18 protein-coding genes are annotated in these 23,623 nt (G+C 36.7%); 15 read left to right on the top strand and 3 right to left on the bottom strand.

Features of this window, described 5'->3' with window-relative positions; translation table 11 throughout:
* Positions 1–122 precede the first annotated feature (122 nt).
* From rpoC to tuf, 10 genes are all read left to right on the top strand, one after another.
* Positions 123–3,743 (top strand): DNA-directed RNA polymerase subunit beta', encoded by a 3,621-nt coding sequence (gene rpoC / locus KFV12_RS12550; protein ID WP_254256913.1) that lies wholly within the window; start codon positions 123–125, stop codon positions 3,741–3,743.
* 128 nt (positions 3,744–3,871) lie between these two features.
* Positions 3,872–4,060, top strand: a complete 189-nt coding sequence (locus KFV12_RS12545; RefSeq protein ID WP_111717484.1) for a hypothetical protein — start codon at positions 3,872–3,874, stop codon at positions 4,058–4,060.
* 326 nt (positions 4,061–4,386) lie between these two features.
* Positions 4,387–6,189 carry a hypothetical protein gene (locus KFV12_RS12540; protein WP_254256912.1) on the top strand — a complete coding sequence of 601 codons (1,803 nt, stop codon included), beginning with the start codon at positions 4,387–4,389 and terminating at the stop codon, positions 6,187–6,189.
* Positions 6,190–6,211: 22 nt separating this feature from the next.
* Positions 6,212–7,753, top strand: a complete 1,542-nt coding sequence (locus KFV12_RS12535) for an SgrR family transcriptional regulator (protein ID WP_239243133.1) — start codon at positions 6,212–6,214, stop codon at positions 7,751–7,753.
* A complete protein-coding gene (locus KFV12_RS12530; RefSeq protein ID WP_254256911.1) occupies positions 7,753–9,378 on the top strand; it encodes an ABC transporter substrate-binding protein in 1,626 nt (541 codons plus the stop codon). The genes KFV12_RS12535 and KFV12_RS12530 overlap by 1 nt, the downstream gene beginning before the upstream one ends.
* Positions 9,379–9,474: 96 nt before the next feature.
* A complete protein-coding gene (locus KFV12_RS12525; RefSeq protein ID WP_111717035.1) occupies positions 9,475–9,732 on the top strand; it encodes a ribosomal L7Ae/L30e/S12e/Gadd45 family protein in 258 nt (85 codons plus the stop codon).
* Between the two features lie 86 nt (positions 9,733–9,818).
* Complete coding sequence (gene rpsL, locus KFV12_RS12520) at positions 9,819–10,241, top strand: 30S ribosomal protein S12 (protein ID WP_099577390.1); 423 nt, start codon at positions 9,819–9,821, stop codon at positions 10,239–10,241.
* Between the two features lie 114 nt (positions 10,242–10,355).
* Entirely contained in the window at positions 10,356–10,826 is a 471-nt protein-coding gene (rpsG, locus tag KFV12_RS12515; protein ID WP_096077875.1) for a 30S ribosomal protein S7, read from the top strand.
* Positions 10,827–10,930: 104 nt separating this feature from the next.
* A complete protein-coding gene (gene fusA / locus KFV12_RS12510) occupies positions 10,931–13,012 on the top strand; it encodes an elongation factor G (RefSeq protein WP_254256910.1) in 2,082 nt (693 codons plus the stop codon).
* A 148-nt stretch (positions 13,013–13,160) separates the two neighbouring features.
* Complete coding sequence (gene tuf / locus KFV12_RS12505; RefSeq protein ID WP_111717039.1) at positions 13,161–14,348, top strand: elongation factor Tu; 1,188 nt, start codon at positions 13,161–13,163, stop codon at positions 14,346–14,348.
* Positions 14,349–14,411: 63 nt separating this feature from the next.
* On the opposite strand, the gene KFV12_RS12500 is transcribed toward tuf, so the two are convergent.
* Genes KFV12_RS12500 through KFV12_RS12490 form a run of 3 tightly spaced genes read right to left on the bottom strand, consistent with a single transcriptional unit; the run spans position 14,412 to position 17,924 of the window.
* Positions 14,412–15,590, bottom strand: a complete 1,179-nt coding sequence (locus KFV12_RS12500) for an amidohydrolase (RefSeq protein WP_111717041.1) — start codon at positions 15,588–15,590, stop codon at positions 14,412–14,414.
* The gene (locus tag KFV12_RS12495; protein WP_254256909.1) at positions 15,577–16,764 is read right to left on the bottom strand and encodes an amidohydrolase; all 1,188 of its coding nucleotides are present in this window, start codon (positions 16,762–16,764) and stop codon (positions 15,577–15,579) included. Before KFV12_RS12495 ends, KFV12_RS12500 begins: the two co-directional genes overlap by 14 nt.
* Positions 16,749–17,924 (bottom strand): amidohydrolase, encoded by a 1,176-nt coding sequence (locus tag KFV12_RS12490; protein WP_239243129.1) that lies wholly within the window; start codon positions 17,922–17,924, stop codon positions 16,749–16,751. The genes KFV12_RS12495 and KFV12_RS12490 overlap by 16 nt, the downstream gene beginning before the upstream one ends.
* Positions 17,925–18,081: 157 nt before the next feature.
* Here KFV12_RS12490 and KFV12_RS12485 point away from each other — a divergent pair, with 157 nt between their 5' ends.
* From KFV12_RS12485 to KFV12_RS12465, 5 genes are all read left to right on the top strand, one after another.
* Positions 18,082–19,272 (top strand): glycine C-acetyltransferase, encoded by a 1,191-nt coding sequence (locus KFV12_RS12485; RefSeq protein WP_111717047.1) that lies wholly within the window; start codon positions 18,082–18,084, stop codon positions 19,270–19,272.
* A gap of 177 nt (positions 19,273–19,449) precedes the next feature.
* On the top strand, positions 19,450–20,403 hold the full coding sequence (locus KFV12_RS12480; protein WP_111717049.1) for an NAD-dependent epimerase/dehydratase family protein: 954 nt from the start codon (positions 19,450–19,452) through the stop codon (positions 20,401–20,403).
* A 193-nt stretch (positions 20,404–20,596) separates the two neighbouring features.
* Positions 20,597–21,667 (top strand): branched-chain amino acid aminotransferase, encoded by a 1,071-nt coding sequence (locus KFV12_RS12475; RefSeq protein WP_254256908.1) that lies wholly within the window; start codon positions 20,597–20,599, stop codon positions 21,665–21,667.
* 92 nt (positions 21,668–21,759) lie between these two features.
* The gene (locus KFV12_RS12470; RefSeq protein ID WP_254256907.1) at positions 21,760–22,794 is read left to right on the top strand and encodes a PTS sugar transporter subunit IIC; all 1,035 of its coding nucleotides are present in this window, start codon (positions 21,760–21,762) and stop codon (positions 22,792–22,794) included.
* Between the two features lie 91 nt (positions 22,795–22,885).
* Positions 22,886–23,578 carry an HAD family hydrolase gene (locus tag KFV12_RS12465; protein WP_254256906.1) on the top strand — a complete coding sequence of 231 codons (693 nt, stop codon included), beginning with the start codon at positions 22,886–22,888 and terminating at the stop codon, positions 23,576–23,578.
* Positions 23,579–23,623: the final 45 nt, after the last annotated feature.

Raw genomic sequence — 23,623 nt, 5'->3', positions numbered from 1 at the left:
TCAAAAGCTAGTCACTTATTTTGTTTAATACATCATGTAAATCATTACGCATTTACATGATGGTTAAACAAGTTGAAATATAAATCTTGATAAAATTTTTAATACACTAAGGAGGTAGGGCTTTGATTGATGTAAATAACTTTCATTACATGAAGATAGGTCTCGCTTCACCTGAAAAAATCCGTTCTTGGAGTTTTGGTGAAGTTAAAAAGCCAGAAACAATTAACTACCGTACATTAAAACCTGAAAGAGATGGTTTATTCTGTGAGAAAATTTTCGGTCCAACAAAAGACTGGGAATGTAGCTGTGGTAAATATAAACGTGTACGTTACAAAGGTATGGTCTGTGACCGTTGTGGCGTTGAAGTAACAAAATCAAAAGTACGTCGTGAACGTATGGGACATATTGAATTAGCTGCACCTGTATCACACATCTGGTATTTCAAAGGAATTCCTTCTCGTATGGGATTACTTTTAGATATGTCTCCGCGTTCTTTAGAAGAAGTTATCTATTTTGCTTCTTACGCTGTAATTGATCCAGGTCCAACTGGATTAGAGAAAAAATCATTATTATCTGAAAGAGAATACCGTGAGTATTACGATAAGTTCCCTGGGCAATTCACTGCTAAGATGGGTGCTGAAGCGATTAAAGATTTATTAATGGACATCGACTTAGATGGAGAATTAAAATCTTTACGTGAAGAATTAGAAACAGCAACAGGACAACGTTTAACAAGAGCAATCAAACGTTTAGAAGTTGTTGAATCATTCCGTAATTCTGGTAATGATCCTTCTTGGATGATTTTAGATGTATTACCAATCATTCCACCTGAAATTCGTCCAATGGTTCAATTAGATGGTGGACGTTTCGCTACATCTGATTTAAACGATTTATATCGTCGTGTTATTAACCGTAACAACCGTTTAAAGCGTTTATTAGATTTAGGTGCGCCTGGTATCATCGTACAAAATGAAAAACGTATGTTACAAGAAGCAGTTGATGCTTTAATTGATAATGGTCGTCGTGGCCGTCCAGTAACTGGACCAGGTAACCGTCCATTAAAATCTTTATCTCATATGTTAAAAGGGAAACAAGGTCGTTTCCGTCAAAACTTACTTGGTAAACGTGTAGACTACTCTGGGCGTTCGGTTATCGTAGTAGGTCCAAACTTAAAAATGTATCAATGTGGTCTTCCTAAAGAAATGGCACTTGAATTATTCAAACCATTTGTTATGAAAGAACTTGTTGAACGTGAAATTGCGACAAACATTAAGAACGCTAAAGGTAAAATTGAGCGTATGGAACCAGAAATCTGGGACGTTTTAGAAGACGTTATTCGTGAACACCCAGTTCTGTTAAACCGTGCACCAACACTTCACCGTTTAGGTATCCAGGCTTTCGAACCGACATTAGTTGAAGGTCGTGCGATTCGATTACATCCACTTGTAACGACTGCATACAATGCCGATTTCGATGGTGACCAAATGGCCGTTCACGTACCTTTATCTAAAGAAGCGCAAGCTGAAGCACGTATGTTAATGTTAGCTGCACAAAATATCTTAAACCCTAAAGATGGAAAACCAGTTGTTACACCATCTCAGGATATGGTATTAGGTAACTACTACTTAACATTAGAGCGTTTAGGTACAATTGGTGAAGGTAGAATCTTTAAAGATGCAAATGAAGTTATTATGGCTTATGTCAATGGATATGTTCATCTACATGCGCGTATTGCCGTTCAAGCTGGATCATTTAACAATCCAACATTTACTGACAAACAAAACAACCAATTATTAATCACTTCTGTTGGTAAAGTAATCTTTAATGAAATTATGCCTGAATCATTCCCGTTCATTAACGAACCAACTTTATCAAACTTAGAAACAGTAACACCTAATAAATATTTCATCGATGCAACTGAATTAACTGAAGAAGGATTATTAAAATACTTAAATGAGCAACCACTTGTTAAACCATTTAATAAAAAATTCTTAGGTCAAATCATTGCTGAAGTGTTCAATAGATTCCATATTACTGATACTTCTATGATGTTAGACAGAATGAAAGATTTAGGATTTAAATATTCTTCACGTGCCGGTATTACAGTAGGTGTATCTGACATCGTGGTATTACCTGATAAACAAGATATTATCGGTTTAGCAGAAGAAAAAGTAGATAGAGTAACGAAACAGTTCACACGTGGTTTAATTACTGAAAGTGAACGTTACGCTGCTGTTATTGAAATTTGGACGAAAGCTAAAGATGACATTCAAGCAAAATTAATGAACTCTTTAGATGACTTGAACCCAATCTTCATGATGAGTGACTCTGGTGCCCGTGGTAACGCATCTAACTTTACGCAGTTAGCAGGTATGCGTGGACTGATGGCCAACCCGGCTGGACGTATCATTGAGTTACCAATCAAATCTTCATTCCGTGAAGGTTTAACAGTATTAGAATACTTTATCTCTACGCATGGTGCGCGTAAAGGTCTTGCCGATACAGCACTTAAAACAGCCGATTCAGGTTACTTAACACGTCGTCTAGTTGACGTTGCTCAAGACGTTATCGTACGTGAACCTGATTGTGGTACTGACCGTGGATTACTTGTTTCAGCGATCCGTGAAGGTTCAGAACTTATTGAACCATTCATTGAGCGTTTAGAAGGACGTTATTCTCGTGAAACAGTAAGACACCCAGAAACAAAAGAAATTCTTGTTAAAGTGAACGAATTGATTACACCTGAAATCGCGAAACAAATCGTGGATGCAGGTATCGAAGAAATGCATATCCGTTCAGCATTTACATGTAACTCACGTCACGGGGTTTGTGAAAAATGTTACGGTAAAAACTTAGCAACAGGTGAAAAAGTAGAAGTTGGGGAAGCAGTTGGTACAATCGCTGCCCAATCTATCGGTGAACCTGGTACTCAGTTAACGATGCGTACATTCCATACAGGTGGGGTTGCCGGTGCCGATATTACACAAGGTTTACCTCGTATCCAGGAGTTATTCGAAGCGCGTAATCCGAAAGGTCAAGCTGTAATCTCTGAGATTAACGGTGAGATTATCGAATTAAACGTTGTAAAAGATCGTATGCAGGAAATTAAAGTTAAAGGTGAGAATGAAGTACGTACTTACTTAGCACCTGGTACTGCAAGACTTAAAGTAGAAGTTGGGCAAAAAATCGCGCGTGGTGAAGTAATGACTGAAGGTTCTATCGAGCCTAAACAATTATTAGCTGTAGCGGGACTTAATGCGACACAAAGCTACTTATTAAAAGAGGTTCAAAAAGTATACCGTATGCAAGGGGTAGAAATCTCAGATAAACACGTTGAGGTAATGGTACGTCAAATGTTACGTAAAGTTCGTATTATCGAAGCAGGAGACACAAAATTATTACCAGGTGCATTAGTTGATATTCATACATTTACTGATGCTAACCGTGAAGTGTTTAAAGCGAGAAAACACCCAGCAACAGCGAAACCTGTATTGCTTGGTATTACGAAAGCATCACTTGAAACAGAAAGTTTCTTATCTGCAGCATCGTTCCAGGAAACAACACGTGTGTTAACTGATGCAGCGATTAAAGGTAAACGTGATGACTTATTAGGACTTAAAGAAAACGTTATTATCGGTAAGTTAATACCAGCTGGTACAGGTATGAGACGTTATAGTGGCGTTGAATACGAAAAAGATGCACCAGCATTAGAGCAAGATGAAGTAGTAGTAACTGAAAATTAATAAATTTTACACCCAAATATTAATATTTGGGTGTTTTTTTGTCACTAAATGTTCACAATCACAAAACAGATAATTTAATAGAAATTGGTGTATGATAGTTAAACTGAATACAATAAAGGAGGGTGAATATGAATATTAAAATGAAAGAACTCATCGTAATGGTATTAGGATTAGTTGAAATCATTGCCGGATTTGCATTATATGAAGAGTCGCAATTAGGGGGCATTACATTTATATTATTAGGCTTTGCATTCTTAGCGATTATGTTTATCATGGAACGAAAAGATTACCAAAGTAAACATTATAATTTGAAATAAAATTTATAAAAAAACAACATATCACTATAAATAACAACAATAGCCTAAGAAAATAAATATTCTTAGGCTATTATATTGTGAAATAATTTTGTGTAGTGTAAAATCATAGACTAACTGTGAAGTATAAAAGGGGACACGATTTGAAAAAATGTCTCCTTTTATTTTAAAGTAAAAAAATGAATTATATAAAAATACATTATATAATTAAGAGTGATGTTTAAATAAGGATAGAGTTAAATTACTCCAAATTCATTAAAAGGGATTTCTGCAATTTAATATATGAAGTTGGCCATATATTAAATTGTGGAAAATAGGAATAAAAATTTATGAAGAATAATAAAAATTTCAAGAAAATATCATTTGCGATTACTTCAAGTATATTAGGAACTGTCGGCTTAATGAATGAATCTGTTGTGACACATGCTGCAGAATTACAAAATATACAACAACAAATTACGCAACAACACGCATTTTATTTACAGCGATCCTCACTGAGATTTTTAGAGGGTTATATATATTATGATGGAGATAACGATGGGCAATGGGATTCTCGTTTAGGTAATATCAACATTGAACTTATCGGAATAGATGGAAGCACTTATAGAGGTGCTACAAATAGTGAAGGCTATTTTTATCTTGAAGGAATGAACAGAGGTGATTATGAATTACGCATGTTTGTACCTACAGTTGATCAATCAGGAATGGAAACTATAGAAACTGTAAGTACTGCTGTAGTAGTTGATCGTAATATTGTTAATAGAGTGAAAGTGACAGTTACGAAGCTACCAGACGATCCAACGACCGAAGCGCCGACAACCGAAACCCCATCAACGGAAGAAACAACGACCGAAGCACCAACAACTGCGGAACCAACAACCGAAACGCCATCAACGGAAGAAACAACGACCGAAGCACCAACAACTGCGGAACCAACAACCGAAACGCCATCAACGGAAGAGACAACGACCGAAGCACCAACAACTGCGGAACCAACAACCGAAACGCCATCAACGGAAGAGACAACGACCGAAGCACCAACAACTGCGGAACCAACAACCGAAACGCCATCAACGGAAGAAACAACGACTGAAGCACCAACAACTGCGGAACCAACAACCGAAACGCCATCAACGGAAGAAACAACGACTGAAGCACCTACAACAGCAGAACCAACAACCGAAACGCCATCAACGGAAGAAACAACGACTGAAGCGCCTACAACTGTGGAACCAACAACGGAATTACCATCAATCGTAATGCCGACGACAGAGTTACCGACCATGGAACCGACAACGGAAGATCCAGAAACAGAAAGACCGATGACAGAACGTCCAACAACAGAAACACCGGAAACAGAAAGACCGATGACAGAGCGTCCAACAACAGAAACACCGGAAACAGAAAGACCGATGACAGAGCGTCCAACAACAGAAACACCGGAAACAGAAAGACCGATGACAGAGCGTCCAACAACAGAACGTCCGGTTGTAATTATCACACCGGCGCCATCAAGTGAGTTACCTTCTTTGTCAGAACAGTTACCTGATCGTCCAAGTGTTTTACCACCTGTAGACAATAATGTTGAAGAACACAACATTCCTAATATCGATATTGATATTCCTGCTACAGATTCAGTAGATATCAATGTAACGTATCATCCGACAGGTACAATCGTGCCTGATAATGAGCGTATAGTTCCAAATGGCGATGTCTCAAATAGTATTGTTTATGTTGCTCATGATGAAAATGATTTAGCGGGTATACTACGCAATCCATATCAACCGCTCATTGAAGATAATACTGAGGAAAATAGAAGTCGTGAGGATGAATTGGATATATTAATTGGATTAAGTCCAATTGAGTTGCCATTAAATCATTCTTTAGTAGATAAAGACCATCCTTTAAATCGTTCAAAGGATAATGATAAAAACAATGACAATCAAAAATTTAATGATGACGATAAAGAAGATATCGAAGTTGCAAAAACAAATAATGATAAACCGACAGATAATCATCATTTAGATTTACAAATGAATGATTTTACTGTGGCTACTGTAAAAGGTCCGTTAGATACGCCAGACCCAGCGTTACCTACATTTATTTCTGGTCTTGGTGGTTTTAATTTTTAAATAAAGAGAAAGGAGATTTGAGATGGTTGATGTAGATGAAAAATTATTAAAGCTTTATTTATATATGCAACACAACGATTTTTCACGTGATGCCGTCTCGGATTTCCTTGAAATTTCATCAAGACAGTTATCTCGTTTAATGAATAAATGGAGTGAAGATGGCTTTATTTTGTTTAACAGTGGTTTAGGTCGAGGTAATGCAACACAAATTGATTTTCTTAAAAATATTGAAGCGGAATTTATTAATCATCTCATTAGAAATTTAGAAGATTATGATGTGCAGCAATTACAATCCATAATGGCTTTAGATATGTCTGTAAATTCAAAGCGTATATTACGTTTATGCATTGAAGAGGTACTGTACAGCCGTCGTGATTTTTCTGTGGAACAGTTTAACTTCATTGATTATCTCTATCGTATACCAGAGCGAATTCATCCATTAGAACCTTTAGATGTCGCCTTAGTTACAGTGCTTTCAAATGTTGGAGAAAGATTATATAACGTAAAAGGTAATGAAGTTACAAAGACGTTAGTTATTTTTGATGAGTGGATTGGCAATGATCTGATTATTCATCTGCAAAGGGATATTCATTTTTCAAACGGTGATTTGTTATTTGCCTATAATGTTGTTCAGGTATTAACTGATTTAATTGAAGCGAAAGCTGATTTACCTGGATTAAATGATGTATTAAGCGTGGAAGTGGTAGATACTTTTAAGTTGAAGATATCGATGCGTAAGAAGAGTGATTTGATTAAATATATATTAAGTCAGGATTTTGCGACTATCTATAAAGTAAAAGCCAATAAGATACTCTTTACCGGACCATATTTTGTTCACTCATTAAAGCCTGATATTTTAATGTTAAAACTCAATCCGTATTATACGACGAAAATCCCTGATATTACGGATGTATGGCTAATCAATGATTTGAATAAGTATCAGGATTTTGTGCAGCGTAAAGATTTAAAAGAGGAACATACGAGGATAAGATATAGTATGGACTTTCTGACAATTAATCCGAATTGTCATATGACACTTGAAGAGCGTAAACGTCTTGCGCGCATAATATTAGGAGAAGAGCAGCCCGAAGTATTTATTGATAAGTTGAGAATGTTAGCTATTAAAGGGTCGAGATATACGGTAAGTAAAGTGATTGAGACGCTTAATGCATGTGTGAAATCTTTTGAATATATTGAAGTTACGATTGAAGACTATATTGCCAAGCCACTTGAGAGTTTTGATGTCGATGTAGTAATGATGAATGAAGCTTTACCGATGCATCAAAAGTATTTTAACTTGTTACTGAGTGAAAAGTTCTCTACCTGGATAAAGCACTATAAGGAAAGTGAGTATCTGCAATATATTTATCAGCATAAATCGATAGATTACTGGCGATATGCAGAGCATAACTATGAACAGTTTTTAATACAAAATGGTCTGATTGTAATATTAGATTATTACGGAAAAAAAGTATTAACGATGGATAGTTTTAAAGATTATGAGGTAACTGACTTTGGGGTCGTTAAATACGATTCGATTATATCTGTGGAAGAGGAGAAATAATGATTGATCAACGTATTATTGAACTAGAACATTACATAAATCATATCGATGACTTTACACTGGATATTATTGCAGAGAAAATGTTAATTTCTACGAAACAATTGAGTCGTTTGTTAAAAACGTGGGATGAAGAAGGTCTGATTGAATATAAGCCTGGTCGTGGTCGAGGCAATAAGGTGAAAATAGAGCTTAAACGTGATGTACAGGCTGATATTATCGAAGATATTAAGCGTAATATCGACACGATGAATGTAAAGGATTTACAAAAAGTGTTACAACAGCCATGGCGTCATAATGCATTTGTGAAATTACAGGAAATCGTTGATGAAAAAATGAATGAAGAGGAAATTGTGGATAGCAATGAACTCATTGAGTGGGTACATCAAATTCCAGAGAATTTACATCCTGCACATATCAATGATTATTTAGGAGCACAACTGAGTCATCAATTTTACGATACGTTATATCGCGTTTCTGCTACCGGAAAGATTATACGCAATTTAGTGAGTGTCGATGAATGGAAAGATGACGCATTGCATATTCATCTGAAGAGACAGGTAAAGTTATCGGATGGCTCTTTATTAATAGCAGCAGATGTAAAGGATAGTCTTGATTACTGTGGTAGTGAAAAGTGCCCGTTTGCTGCCTTGTTTTCTGAGATTGAACATATTGAAGTTGTTAACGATCATTATATTATTATAAGTTTTAACAAACACCCAAAGTATATTAAATATTTATTTTCGCAAAAATATAGTGCGATTTATAGACGTATTGATGAACATACTTTAATTGGAAGTGGACCATATCAGTTGGATGAGTTATCGGAAGATAGCTTAACGATTCGTTATAATTTGTTTTATAGAGGACATTTGCCAGATATTGAAAGAATTAAATATTTGAATAAACGTAGTGAGAAGAATCATTTTGATTCATATAAGAAAGATAATAATGAAGTTGTATTTATTAATATTGGTGAAGAATTTCTATTGTTTAATCCACATAAAGACTTGTCAATTAAACAGCGTGAATATATTAGTCGTATATTTATGGAGACGATGGAAGAGTTTACGGAAACAGAAATCAATAGGGATGTTGCAAATACAACATTAGATGAAAAAGTGAAGCTTGACGTCAAGAATCAAATTTTACGCCCGTTAAAAGTAGTTGCGAATAGTCAAACTAAGGTATTTTTTGAAGCGATGCAGCAACGTTTACTTAAAGATGATATTCAATTGTTATTTATTGAGATGGATTATCTGGAGTATATCAATACTAATTTAATGGCCATCGATGCTGATTTCGTGTGGATGTACGAAAATTATCATAGTTTGCAACCTTATAAAACGATTGATCTATTGAGACAGTGTAAATTCCAGGAATGGTATGGTCAATTGACAGAAGGCTATAAGATTATGAATGATTTTCATTATAAGGAAAATGATGCACCAAGCAATGTGGGTTATCAATATTTAAAAAGATTAAATCAAAAGAGATTATATTTACCGATAAGAAAAGTTAGAAGAAAAATATATGTTGATGCCTATACGAAAAATATTGATGCATTACCTTATGGCATCGTGAATTATATTGATGTTATTTTGGATAAGAAGGCAATACGTAATTAAAGTAAAAAAATATTGAAATATAATTGACTTATACCTAAAATGATGATAGTATTATTTAGGTTGATGAGTAGCACTTAATAGCTTTGGAGGATTGCAATGTCTAATGAAAAAGTTATGCACTCTAGTCAATATGTAGTGGGACTTAAGGAGTCTGTAAAAGCACTTAAGAAGGATCGTGTAGCATCTCTTGAGATTGCGTGCGATACCAATATCCACTTATTAACTACCGTGCTATTACTAGCATACCAAAAGCAATTACCTATTGAATTCAGTAAGTCTAAAGACGCGCTGGGTAAACAATATGGCATTCAAGTGAGAGCAACTGTTGTTGCACATTTGAAATCCGCTTTGTAAGGCGGTATTCTTACAAATCTTTTTTTACCTAAAAAATGAACCACCTGGATGTGTGGAATTAAACAAAAGAGAGGAGGACATTCAAAATGCCAACTATTAACCAATTAGTTAAGAAGCCAAGAACTTCAAAAATTAAAAAATCAACTGCGCCTGCATTAAACAAAGGTTATAACAGTCATAAGAAAAAAGCTACTGATTTAGCATCTCCACAAAAACGTGGTGTATGTACTCGTGTAGGAACTATGACACCTAAAAAACCTAACTCAGCGTTACGTAAATATGCACGTGTGCGTTTATCAAATAATATTGAAGTTAATGCTTACATTCCTGGTATCGGACACAACTTACAAGAACATAGTGTAGTACTTATTCGTGGAGGACGTGTTAAAGATTTACCGGGGGTACGTTACCATATCGTACGTGGAGCATTAGATACTTCAGGTGTTGACGGCCGTATGCAAGGACGTTCTTTATACGGAGCTAAAAAACCTAAAGCTAAAAAAGCATAATTTTAATTTAAATCATGCACTTACTGTTTAGAGAATATTTCATTTTTGTAAATGTAGTGTTCTCACTAGACATCGAAAAATAAAAAAAATATACTGAGGAAGGAGGATATTAATATGCCTCGTAAAGGACCTGTTGCTAAAAGAGACGTATTACCGGATCCAATTCATAATTCAAAATTAGTTACTAAATTAATCAACAAAATTATGATCGATGGAAAACGTGGTACTGCTCAAAAGATTTTATACAACGCTTTTGAATTAGTTCAAGAACGTTCTGGTCGTGATTCTATGGAAGTTTTCGAAGAAGCGATCAACAATATCATGCCTGTATTAGAAGTTAAAGCTCGTCGTGTTGGGGGATCTAACTACCAAGTACCTGTAGAAGTACGCGCTGAGCGTCGTACAACTTTAGGATTACGTTGGTTAGTAAACTACGCACGTCTTCGTGGTGAAAAAACTATGGAAGAGCGTTTAGCTAACGAAATCTTAGATGCTGCTAACAACACTGGTGGTGCTGTTAAGAAACGCGAAGATACACACAAAATGGCTGAAGCAAACAAAGCATTTGCTCATTACCGTTGGTAAGATAAAAGTTAACCCTTTAGTAATTGTGTACAGCTTGCTGTCTTCAATTTACTTGAGGGCTACTTTCTTAAAATAAACCAATCCTGGAAGGAGAAAGAATACCCATGACAAGAGAATTCTCTTTGAGCAACACTCGTAATATCGGTATCATGGCCCACATCGATGCTGGTAAAACGACTACTACTGAACGTATTCTTTATTATACTGGTCGTATCCACAAAATTGGTGAAACACATGAAGGTGCTTCACAAATGGACTGGATGGAACAAGAACAAGAACGTGGTATCACAATCACTTCAGCTGCTACAACAGCTCAGTGGAACGGTACGCGTATCAACATCATCGATACACCTGGACACGTAGACTTCACTGTAGAAGTTGAACGTTCATTACGTGTACTTGATGGAGCGGTAACAGTACTTGATGCACAATCAGGTGTTGAACCACAGACTGAAACTGTATGGCGTCAAGCTACTACATACGGAGTTCCTCGTATCGTATTCATCAACAAGATGGATAAAACTGGTGCGGACTTCAATTATTCTGTAGGTACTTTACACGACAGATTACAAGCAAATGCACACCCAATTCAAATGCCAATCGGTGCTGAAGATCAATTCAACGCAATCGTAGATTTAGTTGAAATGAAATTACACACTTATACAAATGATTTAGGTACTGACATTGAAGTAACTGACGTTCCTGAAGAATACTTAGCAGATGCAGAAGCAATGCGCGAACAATTAATTGAAGCTGTTGCGGATGTTAATGAAGATTTAATGGACAAATATTTAGGTGGAGAAGAGATTTCAGTTGAAGAATTGAAAGCTGCTATCCGTCAAGCTACTTGTGATGTTGAATTCTTCCCAGTATTAGCTGGTACAGCATTCAAAAACAAAGGTGTTCAATTAATGTTAGATGCTGCAATTGCATACTTACCATCACCATTAGATGTTAAACCAATCGTAGGTCACGAAGTTGACGATAAAGATGCTGAAATCATCGCTAAACCAGATGATTCTGAGCCATTTGCTGCTTTAGCGTTCAAAGTTATGACTGACCCATTCGTAGGTAAATTAACATTCTTCCGTGTGTATTCTGGTACATTAAACTCAGGTTCTTATGTACAAAATGCTACTAAAGGCAAACGTGAACGTGTAGGACGTATCTTACAGATGCATGCTAACTCACGTGAAGAGATTTCAACAGTTTACGCTGGAGATATCGCTGCTGCAGTAGGTTTAAAAGATACAACTACTGGGGATACTTTATGTGATGAAAAGGTTCAAGTAATCTTAGAATCAATGGAATTCCCAGAACCAGTTATTCACTTATCTGTTGAGCCTAAATCTAAAGCTGACCAAGATAAAATGACTAACGCATTAGTTAAATTACAAGAAGAAGATCCTACATTCCACGCGCATACTGATCCTGAAACAGGACAAGTTATCATTGGTGGTATGGGTGAGCTTCACTTAGATATCCTTGTAGACCGTATGAAACGTGAATTTAAAGTTGAATGTACAGTTGGTGCGCCAATGGTATCATACCGTGAAACGTTTAAAACAGCTGCTGCCGTTCAAGGTAAATTCTCACGTCAATCAGGTGGTCGCGGACAATATGGTGACGTTCATATCGAATTCTCACCTAATGAAGTTGGAGCTGGATTCGAATTCGAAAACGCTATCGTCGGTGGGGTAGTTCCTCGTGAATATATTCCTTCAGTTGAAGCGGGTCTTAAAGATGCAATGGAAAACGGTGTATTGGCTGGATATCCATTAATCGATGTTAAGGCTAAATTATTTGATGGTTCATACCATGATGTCGATTCATCTGAGATGGCCTTCAAAGTAGCTGCTTCATTAGCTCTAAAAGAAGCTGCTAAAAAATGTGATCCTGTAATCTTAGAACCTATGATGAAGGTAGAAATCGTAATGCCTGAAGAATACATGGGTGATATTATGGGTGACGTTACAAGTCGTCGTGGACGCGTAGAAGGTATGGAAGCTCGTGGTAACGCACAAGTTGTTCGTGCATTTGTACCTCTTGCTGAAATGTTCGGTTATGCAACTAACTTACGTTCTAATACACAAGGTCGCGGAACTTACTCAATGGTGTTCGATCACTATGAAGAAGTACCAAAATCAGTATCAGAAGAAATCATCAAGAAAAACAAAGGTCAATAATCTGTAAATACTTGAACGGTGCACAGTTCAATATATTGCAATTTAAGACTAAATGATTTATAAATGAATTATGTATTCCCTCATGAGGGTGAGAATCTCTCATGAGTAATATTAAAAAATTAACTTAAACTTAAGGAGAGATTTCGAAATGGCTAAAGAAAAATTTGATCGCTCGAAAACACATGCCAATATTGGTACTATCGGTCACGTTGACCACGGTAAAACAACTTTAACAGCTGCAATTGCAACTGTATTATCAAAAAAATTAGGTGGGGAAGCTCGTTCTTACGACCAAATCGATAACGCACCTGAAGAAAAAGAACGTGGTATCACAATCAATACTTCACACATCGAGTATGAAACTGACAAACGTCACTATGCTCACGTTGACTGCCCAGGACACGCGGACTACGTTAAAAACATGATTACTGGTGCTGCTCAAATGGACGGTGGTATCTTAGTAGTATCTGCTGCTGACGGTCCAATGCCTCAAACTCGTGAACACATTCTTTTATCACGTAACGTAGGTGTACCTGCATTAGTAGTATTCTTAAACAAAGTTGACATGGTTGACGATGAAGAATTATTAGAATTAGTTGAAATGGAAGTTCGTGACTTATTATCTGAATACGATTTCCCTGGCGACGATATTCCAGTAATCGCTGGTTCTGCTTTAAAAGCATTAGAAGGCGAAGAAAAATACGAAGAAAAAATCATGGAATTAATGGATGCAGTTGATGAGTACATCCCAACTCCAGAACGTGATTCTGAAAAACCATTCATGATGCCAGTTGAGGATGTATTCTCAATCACTGGTCGTGGTACAGTAGCTACAGGACGTGTTGAACGTGGACAAGTTAAAGTTGGTGAAGAAATTGAAATCATCGGTTTAACTGAAGAGCCATCTAAAACAACTGTAACTGGTGTTGAAATGTTCCGTAAATTATTAGATTACGCTGAAGCTGGTGACAACATTGGTGCATTATTACGTGGGGTTTCACGTGAAGATGTTCAACGTGGACAAGTATTAGCTAAACCAGGAACTATCACTCCACATACTAAATTTAAAGCTGAAGTTTACGTATTATCTAAAGAAGAGGGTGGACGTCATACGCCATTCTTCACTAACTACCGCCCACAGTTCTACTTCCGTACAACTGACGTAACTGGTGTAGTTAACTTACCAGAAGGTACTGAAATGGTTATGCCTGGAGACAACGTTGAAATGAACGTTGAATTAATCTCTCCAATCGCGATTGAAGACGGAACTCGTTTCTCAATTCGTGAAGGTGGACGTACTGTAGGATCAGGCGTTGTATCTGTAATCGAAAAATAATATCACTTTTGTGATTTTTAAAACCCACGAGGGACGCCTCGTGGGTTTTATTTTATATTTTTACTATTCTTTTTCTAGTGTATCCATATGTTCTGCTAAATTGACAAATACTCTAACCCCATTGAGCAATCCATTTTCGTCCATATCAAATTTTGGATGATGATGTGGAAAATCAGCTTGTATTGTTTCATTTCTAACTCCAGTGTTAAAATAGCATCCTGGTCTTTCCTGAAGAAAGTAAGCAAAATCTTCACCACCAAGAGATGGTGTTCCTTCTAATACTTCATCAATTTCTGAAATAGCTTCACTTAAATTTTTAAGCCATAATGTTTCTTTTTCACTGTTAATTAATGCAGGATAACCGTCTGTGTAGTTTAATGTAATATTAACATTAAAGCTCTTTTCAATACCTTCGATTATTTCATTTATTCTTTCTATCATTACATCTTTAATCGATTTATCATACGTGCGCAATGTACCGCTTAAATGCGCAGTTTCTGCAATAACATTAAAGGCATTGCCACTTTTAAATTCTCCAATCGTTAATACACCTGTTTTAATCGGATCGATGCTACGAGAGACAACGGTTTGTAGTTGTGTGATTAAGTAGCTAGCTGCGATAACTGCATCATGTGTCGTATGTGGCGCAGCACCATGTCCGCCTAATCCATGTATATCAATTGTAAATGCATCGGCAAATCCATATGAAGGACCGGTAACAAAACTCACTGCATTACTTTCCAGGTTGCTTGAAGTGTGTGTGCCAAATACGTAGTCTACCCCATCTAAAACACCTGCTTCAATCATTGATTTAGCACCACCTGGTAAAACTTCCTCAGCATGTTGATGACAAAGAATGACTGTTCCTTTAAGTTCACTTTGATGTGCTTTTATGATTTTAGCAGTAATCAGCAGCATTGCTGTATGACCATCATGCCCACAAGCATGCATTACACCCGGTACTTTTGATTTATAAGGTACGTCTTTCAAATCCTGAATAGGTAATGCATCAAAATCCGCGCGGAGTAATACTGTTGGGCCAGGTAATTTACCTTCTATCACACCATATAACCCATTACCTCCAACATTACGCGTTACTGGAATATCTAGCGCTGTTAAATAATTTGCGATATACTCGGCTGTTTCTGTCTCATGAAAAGAGAGTTCCGGATGCATATGCAAATATCTTCTTATTTCAATCAGCTCTTCTTTATATTGGTCTACCGTTTTATACCATGTCATCTACAGCCCCCCCTTGTTCAAAGTAATCAACAGTAGCTTGTAAGAATACTTTTACTGCATTCAACATACCTCTTTCATCAATATCAAACTTTGGATGATGATGAGGGAAATCTGCCTTAAAGTTCTCGTTACGTGTACCAGTATAGAAAAATGAACCTGGAACGCGTTGCAAGTAATAAGAAAAATCTTCTCCGCCTAGAGAAGGCTCAAGTTCAACAAGTTCTTCTACGCTCTCTATTTTGCGAGCAGCACTAACAATTAAGTCTGTTTCGTTTGTAGTGTTTACAACTGGAGGATATCCTTTTAAATATTTTAATTCATAAGTGATTCCCATTGTTGTTACGAGTCCTTCCAGACATTTTTTCAGTTCTTTATACATTAAATTTTGTGTTTCTGCATTAAATGTTCTTATTGTCCCAGCTATTTTAGATGTATCTGGAATAACATTGTTCTGATCACCTGCTTCTAATTGTGTAATAGATAGCACTGCAGGAGTCGTTGGATTTGTTTTACGTGAAACAATATATTGAAGATCATTACATAAGCGTATTGTTGCTGCAACTGGATCAATCGTCGTATCTGGATGTGCGGCGTGCCCCCCTTTGCCTTGAATGGTAATCCAGAAATCATCAGGGATGCCTGTAGCTGTCCCATATTTATAACCAATCTTTCCTACATCTAAAGAACTTGACACATGTTGACCGATAATAGCATCCACACCACTTAAACAATTGTCTGCTATCATTTGTATTGCACCACCAGGATCAACCTCTTCAGCATGCTGATGAATGAATACTAAATTTCCTTTCAGTTTATCAAAGTTTTCTGATAGGATTTTCGCTGTAATAAGTAGAACCGCTGTATGTGCGTCATGCCCACAAGCATGCATAACACCTGGAACTTGTGATTTATAAGGCACTTCTTTTTCATCTTGAATAGGTAATGCATCGAAATCAGCACGAATAGCAAGTGTAGGTAAATCAGGATTTTTAATTAATCGTCCTACGACACCGCGTCCACCTACACCGGTTTCGACTTCAATACCTAAATCAGATAAGTAATCAGCGATAAACTGGGGCGTTTCCGTTTCTTGAAATGATAGTTCAGGGTTCATATGAAAATGACGACGTAATGCTACAAGTTCGTCATAATACTTCTCTATTTGTTTAAACATAGTACACCTTCTTCTAATAATATATTTAAAAATAATTTTGTAGCATCATTCATTGCAGATTCATCAAAATCAAATAAAGGGTGATGGTGAGGTGCAGTTATGCCACGTTCTTTATTACCAGCAGCGGTAAAGAAGAAAGCGCCTGGCTTATGCTGTAGATAGTATGAGAAATCTTCACCAATCATCACTTGTTCCATTTCATTAAAGGATAACCCGGAACGTTCTGAGGCACGTTTAATAACATCCACACATTCATTATGATTGATAACAGCAGGATAACCGTCGATATAATCTAATGTGTATGTTAATCCTTTTGCAATCGATAGTCCTTTTAATTCATTTTCCATCGCTGTTTTTATCAGTGTTTTTATTTCAGAATCGAATGTTCTCACTGTGCCGGTACAAAAAGCCTTATCGCTTATAATATTAAATGCATTACCAGCAACAACTTTTCCGATAGTAAGTACGGCTTCACTTGTTGGGGGAACATTTCTGGAAACGATAGTCTGTATATTTGTAATAAATGTTGCCATCGCCACAATCGCATCTATTGCTGTATCAGGATGAGCACCGTGTCCGCCTTTTCCTTGTATTGTGATATCGAACATATCCGGACTAGCCAGCATCGCATCGTATTTACAATGTATCGCCCCATGTTCAAAAGGTGACCATAGATGATTGCCGTAAACTCTATCCACGCCTTCAAGGGCACCATCATTGGTCATTGGTTCTGCACCACCTGGAGCAAGTTCTTCAGCAAATTGGAAAAGTAGAACAATGGTTCCATTAATATTGTCGAAGTGTTTATCTAATATGCGTGCTACTCCTAGCAGAATAGAAGTATGACCATCATGACCACAGGCATGCATAACACCATCATTTTGTGATTTGTACGGGACGTCTTTTTGATCCTGAATCGGCAGTGCATCAAAATCAGCACGCAAAGCGATTGAAGCACCACTACCATTTGAAATGGTTGCCACTAATCCTTTCTCACCGACACGTTCTCTAATCGAGAAATGTTTGAGCTGCTGTAATTGCTCAAGAATAAATGCATAAGTATTTGTTTCTTCAAAAGACAGTTCTGGATGCATATGTAAAAATCTGCGGTCTTTTATAAGTTGCTCCGTTTCATTTTGTACGAGCTGCTGGATATCCAAGTGGCTCACTCCTCTACAGTATAATGTTATTAGTGTAACAGAGAAATTAGAATATTTAAACTTCTTAATCTGGCCGAAACCGTTTACTTATTCAATAGCAGTTCATTATAACTTATGTTATGATGTAAATGAAAATTACATTCAAGGGGTGCTTAAAATGTCTAAAGTATTAGAACAGTTCTTATCAGAGAATTTAAATTATTTAAAAGACAACGGTCTATACAATGAAATTAATGTTGTTGAAGGCGCAAACGGTCCAATCATTAAAATTAAAGGTAAAGAATTAATCAACCTTTCATCTAATAACTATTTAGGTTTAGCTACAAATGATCGCATGAAGAAAGTCGCTAAAGAAGCTGTAGACTCACACGGTGTTGGTGCAGGTGCAGTACGTACAATCAATGGTACATTAGATTTACACGTTCAATTAGAAGAAAAATTAGCAGAATTTAAAGGTACTGAAGCTGCAATTGCATACCAATCAGGATTTAACTGTAATATGGCAGCAATTAGTGCAGTTATGAATAAAGAAGATGCAATTCTTTCAGATGAATTAAACCATGCATCTATCATCGACGGATGTCGTTTATCTAAAGCGAAGATCATCCGTGTAAACCACTCAGATATGGACGATTTACGTGCGAAAGCAAAAGAAGCGGTTGAATCTGGTCTTTACAAAAAAGTAATGTATATTACTGATGGTGTATTCTCTATGGATGGAGACGTTGCAAAATTACCAGAAATCGTTGAAATTGCTGAAGAATTCGGTTTAATCACTTATGTTGATGATGCACACGGTAGTGGTGTAATGGGTAAAGGTGCAGGAACAGTGAAACATTTCGGTCTTCAGGATAAGATTGATTTCCAAATCGGTACTTTATCAAAAGCAATCGGTGTTGTTGGCGGATATGTAGCTGGAACACAAGATTTAATCGACTGGTTAAAAGTTGCTTCACGTCCATTTTTATTCTCTACTTCATTAGCACCATCAGATACGCGTGCGATAACTGAAGCAATTGATATTTTAATGGAATCTACTGAATTACATGATAAGTTATGGGAAAATGGTAACTACTTAAAAGACGGCCTTAAAAAATTAGGTTTCGATATCGGTCATTCAGAAACACCTATTACTCCATGTATTATCGGTGATGAGAAAACAACTCAAGAATTCTCTAAACGTTTAATGGAAGAAGGCGTATATGCTAAATCTATCGTCTTCCCAACTGTGCCAAAAGGTACAGGACGTGTACGTAATATGCCAACTGCTGCGCATACTAAAGAAATGTTAGACGATGCTTTAGCAATTTATGAACGCGTCGGTAAAGCATTAAATATCATTAAATAATTTGTAAATCTTAAAATAATATGAACAAATCACAAAAGAGTGGGAATTTCCCACTCTTTTTATGTATCTCCCTAATGGACATGTAACCGTTTTTATTATAGAATGAATGTGCAAATAATTAAAAATCATTACATTTGTACTTTCGAGAAAGACAAATGTACATAAAGGGGTATAAACATGAAAAGAATTATGATTACTGGTGCATTAGGTCAAATCGGAACTGAATTGACACTTAAATTACGTGAAATTTATGGTGTAGACAATGTATTAGCTACAGACTTACGTCGTCCAGAAGAAGGCGCAAAAGTTTTAGAAGGTCCTTTCGAAGAGTTAGATGTAACAGATGCTGAACGTATGGACAAATTAGCTGCAGACTTTAAAGCAGATACTTTAATGCATATGGCTGCATTATTATCGGCAACAGCTGAGAAAAATCCGGTATTCGCCTGGAACTTAAATATGGGCGGTTTGCTGAACGCATTAGAAGTTGCACGTAAATATAACATGCAGTTCTTTACACCTTCTTCAATCGGTGCATTTGGACCAAGTACTCCAGCAGACAATACGCCACAAGTAACAATACAACGTCCTACAACAATGTACGGTGTAAACAAAGTTTCTGGTGAGTTATTATGTGACTATTACTTCCACCGTTTCGGCGTAGATACACGTGGTGTACGTTTCCCGGGTCTTATCTCACACGTTAAAGAACCAGGTGGCGGTACAACTGACTATGCAGTAGAAATTTACTTCAAAGCGATTCGTGAAGGTAAATACACTTCATACATCAACAAAGATACATTCATGGATATGATGTTTATGGATGATGCGATTGATGCAATTATCAAGTTAATGGAAGCACCGGCTGAAAACTTAAAAGACCGTAACGCATTTAACGTTACAGCGATGAGTGTAGATCCAGAAATGATCGCTGCAAGCATTCGTAAAGTAATGCCAGACTTCGAACTTGATTATGATGTAGATCCAGTACGTGAAGGTATTGCACAAAGCTGGCCAAACTCAATCGATGCAACTGAAGCGAAGCAACAATGGGGATTTGAACCTAAGTTTGATTTAGATGCAATGACGAAAGAGATGTTAGATGCAATTAAATTAAAAGAAAACAAATAATCGATAAATCTTATAAATAATCCGAAGAAATGCGTAGCAATTATTGCGAATTTCTTCGGATTTTTTTGATTTTTTAATGTAAGCGTTTTAATTGTATAAAAGAATTAGAATTTTCTAAAAACTCATTGAAAAACGAATTTAGAGTTGCTATACTAAGTGACATTAATAATAAATTTTGAAAGGATTGAATGAAATGGTAGCTGTATTTGAAGTGGAAGAACGAATGCATAAACAGCAAAAGCCTGATCCTGAAAATTTGGGATTTGGTCAATTTTTTACAGATCATATGTTTTCAATGGATTACTCACAAGAAGAAGGTTGGCATAATAAAAAAATCATCCCTTATCAGGAAATCTCCATGAGCCCTGCTTCGCAAGTGCTTCATTATGGTCAGGCAGTTTTTGAAGGACTAAAGGCTTATAAGACACAAGATGGTGTTCAGTTATTTCGCCCCGATCAAAATTTTAAACGAATGAATCAGTCATGTGAACGATTAGAGATGCCTCAAATAGACGTTGAAGAAATGATACAAGCTCTTCAACAGCTTGTTGCACTGGAAGAAGCGTGGATTCCAGATGGCGCAGGTCAGTCTTTATATATTAGACCGATTGTATTTGCGAACGAACCTTTCTTAGGTGTACGACCAGCGATTAGCTATAAATTTCTGATTCTTTTATCACCAGTTGGAGCTTATTATGGAGGTGGACAATTATCACCTACCAAAATCTATGTTGAAGATGAATATGTTAGAGCAGTTAGAGGTGGTGTAGGATTTGCGAAAGCAGCAGGCAACTATGCTGCAAGTTTAATTGCTCAATCTAGAGCTGAAAAATTAGGTTACGACCAAGTGTTATGGCTAGACGGTGTTGAACAGGCGTATATTGAAGAAGTGGGGAGTATGAATATATTCTTTGTTATCAATAATAAATTTGTAACACCTGAACTGAATGGCAGTATATTACCAGGTATTACACGTAAGTCGATTTTAGAGCTAGCTGAGCATTTAGGATATGTTGTGGAAGAACGTCGCATCGGTATTCAGGAAGTTGTGGATAGTGCAAAAGATGGCAGTTTAACCGAAGTATTCGGCGCAGGAACAGCAGTCGTTATCTCACCGGTTGGCGAGATTAAATATAAAGATGAAGTATTAACGATTGGCGATGGCAATACAGGTAAATTAACTGAAGAACTATATAATGCGTATACAAGCATTCAAAATGGTTCAAAAGAAGATCCGTTTGGATGGTGTATTTCAGTAGAATAAATAATAAGGAGCGTGGTCAATTATGGATATTCATATTTGTAACGAGAAAGAAGGTCATATTATGTAAAAACTAAAAATAGGAGTGGATAATTATGGAACATGAGATGCGTAAAAAAGCATATTTTAAAGATCGATTTGAAAAAGGCGCACAAGGTATCTCAGCCGGTATCTTTGTATCTCTCGGTGTAGGGATGCTATTAAAGTCGCTTGGAGGTTTATTACATTTTGATTTATTAGTTCTTTTCGGTACGATTTCGATGTTAATTTTAGCACCGGCACTAGGAGGAGCTATCGCTTATAGTTTAGGCGCAAATGGTATTACATTAGTATCTGCGATGGTTGCTGCAACGATTGGAGGTAACGCATTAAAAGAAGTAAATGGAGCTTTTACAATCCAGACAGGACTTCCAATCGGTGCAATTATCGGTGCAATCGTAGCAACGTATGTTGGTAAGAAAGTAACTGGAAAGACGATTCTTGACATGATGGCAGTGCCAACATCTGCAGTAATTGCTGGTAGTTTAGCTGGATATTATCTGGCGCGTGTCGTGGAACCAGCATTAGTCGTTATTTCGAAATCGATCGCTCAATCTGTAGAAGGACAACCGCTCATCTCATCTGTAGTGATTGCACTCGTATTTGCAGTTATCGTAATGACACCAGCATCATCAGCAGCGCTGGTTATCGTTTTACAACTTGACCCAGCATCTTCTGCAGCAGCACTTGTCGGTATCTCAGCACAATTTGTAGGATACACAGCTATGGGCTTAAAGGATAATGATTTAGGTGGTTTCTTGGCACAGCTCGTTTGTACACCTAAAGTTCAGTTCCCGAACATTGTAAACAACCCTAAAATTATGGTAGCACCACTTGCAGCTGCTGCAATCAGTGGACCTGTTGCAATCCTTGGATTTCATTTAGGCGTACCATATGAAATTGGTGGTATCGGCTTATGCGGATTTATCGCACCGATGCAGATTTTAAATGATCAAGGCGTTGTACCATTTACGCAATTTATGATTGCGGGGGTCTTATTACCACTTGTAGTAACATATGTATTACACTACGGTGTTGCACGACGTTTTAATCATGTAAAAGCGGGAGATTTAGCTTTAGAAATCAAATAAATAAAATATCTCACTCAAAATAGAGTGAGATATTTTTGCGTGAAGCGGGTATAAAATTAATAAAAGTGAAGTTAAGGAGTAGAGAAGGATTATGACGAAATTAATCGTATTTGATAAAGACGGAACATTAATGAAATTAGGACATCCGTTGGTAAAGTTAGCTGATGACTTGATCAATGAATTTTCAGTGCGTACTAATATACATGTGCCGAAATCTGAAATAAAAGACGCGTTCGGTATTGTCGATGATCATGTTGATAAATTGATTGGCGCAACAACAACAAAGACTATCGTCTCAAGTTTAGAAAAACTTCCGAATGGTGATGCGATGGCAAGCTGGTTACTTAAAAAGATTGAACATACAACGTCTGACAATGAAGCGGAAGACATCGAAATGATTGAAGGTGTTCAGGACACATTGAAATCTTTACATGATAAAGGTTATCTGCTTGCGATTGTGTCTGCGGACGACACAGCATCGATGGATTTATTTATTGATAAATATAACATTCGTGCATACTTCGATAAGATTATTACGAGTGATTCCACTGATTATCATAAACCACAAAAAGAACTGTTACAGCTGATCATGGATGATTTAAATGTTGTCAAAGAAGATACGATGATGGTTGGTGATACAGAGATGGATGTAGAACTTGGGCAAAATGGTGAAGTTGGTAAAATCGTTGGCGTATTATCAGGATCAGGCGATCAACAAGATTTGCGTAATGCCCACGTCGTTCTAGGTAGTGTTGCTGAGATGATTGATAAACTTGAGTTATAAAATAATAAAAAGATGGTACGGTAAATTTTTACCGTATCATCTTTT

The organism is Macrococcus epidermidis (assembly GCF_024205965.1).
Lineage (GTDB): Bacteria > Bacillota > Bacilli > Staphylococcales > Staphylococcaceae > Macrococcoides > Macrococcoides epidermidis.
Note: the sequence above shows the minus strand (reverse complement) of the source record. Positions and strands in the feature narration are given on the sequence as shown.

Bases quoted from the DNA above. Each gene is read 5' to 3' on its own strand.
- rpsL (WP_099577390.1), top strand. From the start codon at position 9,819: ATGCCAACTATTAACCAATTAGTTAAGAAGCCAAGAACTTCAAAAATT.
- KFV12_RS12480 (WP_111717049.1), top strand. From the start codon at position 19,450: ATGAAAAGAATTATGATTACTGGTGCATTAGGTCAAATCGGAACTGAA.
- KFV12_RS12470 (WP_254256907.1), top strand. From the start codon at position 21,760: ATGGAACATGAGATGCGTAAAAAAGCATATTTTAAAGATCGATTTGAA.
- KFV12_RS12475 (WP_254256908.1), top strand. From the start codon at position 20,597: ATGGTAGCTGTATTTGAAGTGGAAGAACGAATGCATAAACAGCAAAAG.
- KFV12_RS12465 (WP_254256906.1), top strand. From the start codon at position 22,886: ATGACGAAATTAATCGTATTTGATAAAGACGGAACATTAATGAAATTA.
- KFV12_RS12545 (WP_111717484.1), top strand. From the start codon at position 3,872: ATGAATATTAAAATGAAAGAACTCATCGTAATGGTATTAGGATTAGTT.
- KFV12_RS12530 (WP_254256911.1), top strand. From the start codon at position 7,753: ATGATTGATCAACGTATTATTGAACTAGAACATTACATAAATCATATC.
- rpsG (WP_096077875.1), top strand. From the start codon at position 10,356: ATGCCTCGTAAAGGACCTGTTGCTAAAAGAGACGTATTACCGGATCCA.
- KFV12_RS12495 (WP_254256909.1), bottom strand. From the start codon at position 16,764: ATGTTTAAACAAATAGAGAAGTATTATGACGAACTTGTAGCATTACGT.
- tuf (WP_111717039.1), top strand. From the start codon at position 13,161: ATGGCTAAAGAAAAATTTGATCGCTCGAAAACACATGCCAATATTGGT.
- KFV12_RS12540 (WP_254256912.1), top strand. From the start codon at position 4,387: ATGAAGAATAATAAAAATTTCAAGAAAATATCATTTGCGATTACTTCA.
- KFV12_RS12525 (WP_111717035.1), top strand. From the start codon at position 9,475: ATGTCTAATGAAAAAGTTATGCACTCTAGTCAATATGTAGTGGGACTT.
- fusA (WP_254256910.1), top strand. From the start codon at position 10,931: ATGACAAGAGAATTCTCTTTGAGCAACACTCGTAATATCGGTATCATG.
- KFV12_RS12535 (WP_239243133.1), top strand. From the start codon at position 6,212: ATGGTTGATGTAGATGAAAAATTATTAAAGCTTTATTTATATATGCAA.
- KFV12_RS12500 (WP_111717041.1), bottom strand. From the start codon at position 15,590: ATGACATGGTATAAAACGGTAGACCAATATAAAGAAGAGCTGATTGAA.
- KFV12_RS12485 (WP_111717047.1), top strand. From the start codon at position 18,082: ATGTCTAAAGTATTAGAACAGTTCTTATCAGAGAATTTAAATTATTTA.